The 4,651-nt window shown below is 59.0% G+C and carries 3 protein-coding genes; all 3 read left to right on the top strand.

Annotated features, from left to right (window positions below):
• Nucleotides 1-163 precede the first annotated feature (163 nt).
• Nucleotides 164-1,918 (top strand): hypothetical protein, encoded by a 1,755-nt coding sequence (locus tag NW843_RS07155; RefSeq protein ID WP_414522521.1) that lies wholly within the window; start codon nt 164-166, stop codon nt 1,916-1,918.
• Between the two features lie 85 nt (nt 1,919-2,003).
• A complete protein-coding gene (locus tag NW843_RS07160) occupies nt 2,004-3,044 on the top strand; it encodes an NADP(H)-dependent aldo-keto reductase (RefSeq protein ID WP_414522522.1) in 1,041 nt (346 codons plus the stop codon).
• A 172-nt stretch (nt 3,045-3,216) separates the two neighbouring features.
• The coding region (locus NW843_RS07165) for an S-layer homology domain-containing protein (protein WP_414522523.1) at nt 3,217-4,651 on the top strand (1,435 nt) is incomplete at its 3' end.

Consider the following 4,651-nt stretch of genomic DNA (forward strand, 5'->3'; position numbering starts at 1 on the left):
ACAGTGATGTTCAGCAGTGTTCAGCGTAAATGTATCAGATACAGATCACACTCATCCATCCTTCGCCGACTTAGAGTGAACGTTAAGATTCAATAGCCTTTACCGCATGAGCACATCTCCCCCATCCTTATCCCCTTCCGCCGTTCAGGATTCGCGGGCGAGCTTGCCTCCGGGACCTAGCGAAGCTCACAGGGGAGAAATTCGGCTGGAGGACTTGGACGAGAAGCAATTGTTGGCCTCCCTATCGTCGGTGGTGTTAAACCCAGCAGCTTGGAGTTGCTTCAGCGTCAGTGAAACCAGCCGCCTGCTACGCCCCCTGCAAATCTGCCCTGACTTGACGGGAACTCTTGTTCTCTCCCCAGGGGCCACTGCCGAAGTGGTCTATAAGTTCCTGCTGAGCGATGGTCGGATCGGAACCATGAAGGGGCTGATCTCCATCGAAGACTTCCGCAGCGAGCGGCTGCGCTCCGTTTACGATCAGCTTCACATCGAAAAGATTATACCGGTCTTCACCGAGTCGGTTGTGGTGCAAATCATCGACCATTTGAAACCGATTTTTGCCCGTGACTTGGATGAGCTGCTTTGGCAAGAAAGTTTTTACTTTACCCCTCAAGATCTGCGCCAGCAGGAGTTCTTGTTGCGCGGCCTACGGCCCGAGGCGATCCCACGCAGCTTTCGGCCTCACCTGCAAAGGGTCTACACCCAGATTATGAAGGTGTGTCGCAGCTTGCCCAACATCGCCTTCCAACTGTGTCTGCGAGCCTACCTGGAGTACAACGAGGTCAAGAACAGGCATCTGCTGGCGCTTCTGCTCAGCAAGTATTTTTACACGCTCTACCGCATCGGCGGGCTGGACGGTTGGGAAAGTGGGGATCCGGTGGAGCTGGGATCCCTGCGCTCCTCCAATCGGCAGGCTCGACTCCAGGCTCTTGCTCGCCTTCTAACCCTGGACAACGACAGCGACGCTCCCCTGGTGGGCATTGGGGGCAGCGGGCTGGGGGGCAGCTATTTCAGCGGGGAACGGGAGCCTACTGGTGTTGAGATGGTGAGCTCGGAGGAGATTGAAAAGCTGCGGCAAGATGTGGAGGTGGCCCGCGGCCAGATCGCCGAGGCCCAGCAATTGGTGGCCCAATATCAGGAGGAGAAAAAACAGGAACTGCTCAACCGCCTTCAGGATCCGGGAAAGTTTCTTCTCTTCAGCATTCATCAGTTTTTTGACACCCTCTTCGGAACCCTGCCCGGAGAGGTGAAAAGCGAGTACGGGGCAGTTTGGGTGCCGCGCACCTCCTACTTGGATGAGAAGGAGCGAGACAAGCTGACAGAGCATTTGCGCCACATCACCAGCGAAGCTTATTTGGTCAGCGTTCCCTTTGCCGAGGCCACCCTCATTAGCTATTGGCGAGTTTTGGCCGATTCCTTCTACAACCAATGGGTTTTGAATCAGTACAAGCAGTTGCAAAGCTATGGAGTGGATCTGGAGCAACAGGGCATCCAGATTCTGGAACGAGAACGATTTCTGGATGAGGTTCAGTTGCGCTTTGCCGCCCGCCACCGAGAAATCGTCACCCAAAATGTGGAGAAGATCACCCAAATTGTGGTGGATAGCCTGGCCAAGCGGGTGGCCCTCAACACCGGCCAGCAAAGTTTTCAGGCTATGCGGGCCAAGTTGACCACCGTTTTGGATATGGACATTTCCCGCAAAGACGTGGGGGAAGTCAAGCGGCTGATCGACTACTTTACGGATGTGTTTTTGGGCAAGCGGGAGGAGCTGCGCTCCCCCTATCCGGTGGGCACGATTTTGCAAGTCAAGGCGGCCATTGAGGCTCGCCCCCCCGATAACCGCACCCGCATCGGTCTGGAAATTTTGGGTCAGCTCTACCGCGAGTACGTTCCCCTGCTGGGATCCGCACCGAAATAGGAACGGGGGCATAGCGGGGGATCCCGTAGGCCGACAGGTTTTGGGCACAATGGGGACTGGCGTGCTGTCTAGATGGAGATTCCCCATGCGCTACCGCCAGCTTGGCCACAGCCCTTTGCAAGTTTCCGAGATCTGCCTGGGCACCATGACCTTTGGGCAGCAAAATACTTTGGCCGAGGCTTTCGAACAGCTCGACTACGCGGTGGAGCACGGGATCAACTTCATCGATACCGCCGAGATGTACCCGGTGCCGGCGCGGGCGGAAACCCAGGGATCCACCGAGCGCTACATCGGCGAGTGGCTGCAACACCAACCGCGGCATCGCCTGATCCTGGCCACCAAGATCACCGGCCCTGGTCGGCCCTGGCATTGGATTCGCGGCGGATCCCTGTCCATTACCCGCGACAACCTCAGGCAGGCGGTGGCCGATAGCCTCAAACGCCTGAAGACCGACTACATCGACCTCTACCAGATCCACTGGCCGGATCGCTACGTGCCCCTGTTTGGGGGCGTTGCCTACGATCCCAGCCAGGAGCGGCCCACCGTTCCCATTGCCGAGCAGTTGCAGGCTCTGGCGGAATTGGTGCAAGAGGGTCTCATTCGCTACATCGGCCTGAGCAACGAAACCCCTTGGGGGGTGAGCAAGTTCTGCCAGGTGGCCGAGCAACTGGGGTTGCCCAAGGTGGTCTCGATTCAGAATGCCTACAGCCTCATCAACCGCACGTTTGAAATGGGCCTGGCGGAAGTCTGCCGCCACGAGCAGGTGGGCTTGCTGGCCTACAGCCCGCTCGGATTTGGGCTGCTGACGGGCAAATATCTGGGGGGGGTGAAGCCGCCGGGATCCCGTTTGGCCTTGTTTGAAGGCTTTGGCCAGCGGTACCGCAAGCCCAATGTGGAAGAAGCGGTGGCCGCCTATGTGCAAATTGCCCGCCGGCACGGTCTGACACCGGCCCAGTTGGCTTTGGCCTTTGTGCGCAGCCGCTGGTTTGTCACCAGCACCATCATTGGGGCCACCAGCCTGACCCAACTCAAAGAGAACCTCAGTTGCCTGGATGTGGAACTGTCCCCGCAGCTCCTGGCGGAGATCGAGGCGGTGCACCAGCGCTACCCCAATCCTGCCCCCTGAAAGGTTGGCGAAACCGGTGGCCAGACAGAACTTTTCAGAAGGTTTCCTCGTCTGGATGTGCGGTTTGGATATCCTCTCCAACTCTTCTGTCCGGCCAGTTTCTATGGCCTCTCCCAGCCAAGAGTGGGGATCCGAGACCTGAATCCTGTACCCAGAACCTGAGGTGTGAACGATGCGTAAGCTTTCCCTTTGGCAGGGTTGGAAGACTGCGGCTTTGGTGATCAGTTGCAGCAGCTTGGCCTGGCTTGGGGATCCCGCTTGGGCCCAACTTTCTGATATCAGCACCTATTGGGGTGCCCAGTACATTGCCGGGTTGAATGAACGACAGATCATCGGTGGCTTCCCGGATGGCACCTTTCGCCCCAACGAGTCCATCACCCGTGCCCAATTTGCCGTCATTGTCACCAAAGCTTTTGGCCTAGATACCAACGTTCCTGTGCGCTCCTTTGCCGATCCCATTCCCAGTTGGGCGGCTCCCTCCATCGGCGCGGCGGCAGCGGCAGGGTTTGTTTCCGGCTTCCCGGACGGCACCTTTCGCCCCAACGATGTGCTCACCCGTGCGCAGGCCATCACTGTCCTGACCCGTGCCGCCACCAACGGTAGGCTCATCGAGGATCCCGGTCAAATTGACGCGATCCTATCCGCGTTCGGCGATGCCAATTTGGTTCCCAACTTTGCCCGCGCCCCCATCGCGACAGCAGTTCAGGAAGGGCTGTTGGTGCTCTACCCCAACCCCACCCAATTGAATGCCCAGGCGGTGGCCACGCGGGGGGAAGTGGCTGCTCTTACCTACCAAGCGCTGGCCAAGGTGGGCCGGGTGCCCAATTTGGATCCGCCGGTGGGGGCTGCCATTCCCGGCCCTGGGATCCGCACCGAGCTCCTTGCCCAGGTCACTCCTACGCCCGAACCCCTGGCCACGCCGGACATTCCCATTGAGCCTCTGGTGGAAACGCTGCCCGCCGCTCCAGAGGTGAGAACCTTCTTTGCCCGCGAAGAGCTGGGATCTGTAAACCCAGGAGATACGATTACCGTGTTTTTGCTGGGATCCCCAGGGGCGCAGGGATCGTTTTCCATCCCCGGCATTGCCTACAACCTGCCACTGCAGGAAACCCGCCCAGGGCAATACGAGGGCAGCTACACCTTCCGCAGCCAAGACCGGGCCTCAGAAGCGCCTGTTTTTGCCCGCCTGGAGCGCGATGGACTGGTGACCCTGGTGCAGTTGCCGGACAAAACCATTACCATCGGGCGGGTGACCGACACCACCTTCCCCACCATCAGCGAACTGGCCCCTCCCAATGGATCCCTAACCGACAACTCTCGCCCCTCCATCTCAGCCCGTTTCCAGGACGACCAGGGAATCGACCTCAATAGCTTTACCTTGCTGGTGAACAACGCGGATGTCACCACCCAAGCCCAGCTCACCCGCACCGGCTTTACCTACACCCCTGCCGAGCCGCTGCCCACCAATCGGCCGACCTTAATTGCCGTCCAAATTGCCGACACCAGCGGCAACACCACCATCCAGCAGTGGTCTTTCCAGGTGCAGGCCGCCCAGCCCACTCCCACACCGACCCCAACACCAACCCCAACACCGACAGCCACGCCCA

The sequence above is a fragment of the Synechococcus sp. R5-12 genome (genome assembly GCF_047502655.1).
Classification (GTDB): domain Bacteria; phylum Cyanobacteriota; class Cyanobacteriia; order Thermostichales; family Thermostichaceae; genus Thermostichus.

Excerpts from the sequence above, each read along its gene's own strand:
- NW843_RS07160 (WP_414522522.1), top strand. The coding sequence starts at position 2,004 with ATGCGCTACCGCCAGCTTGGCCACAGCCCTTTGCAAGTTTCCGAGATC.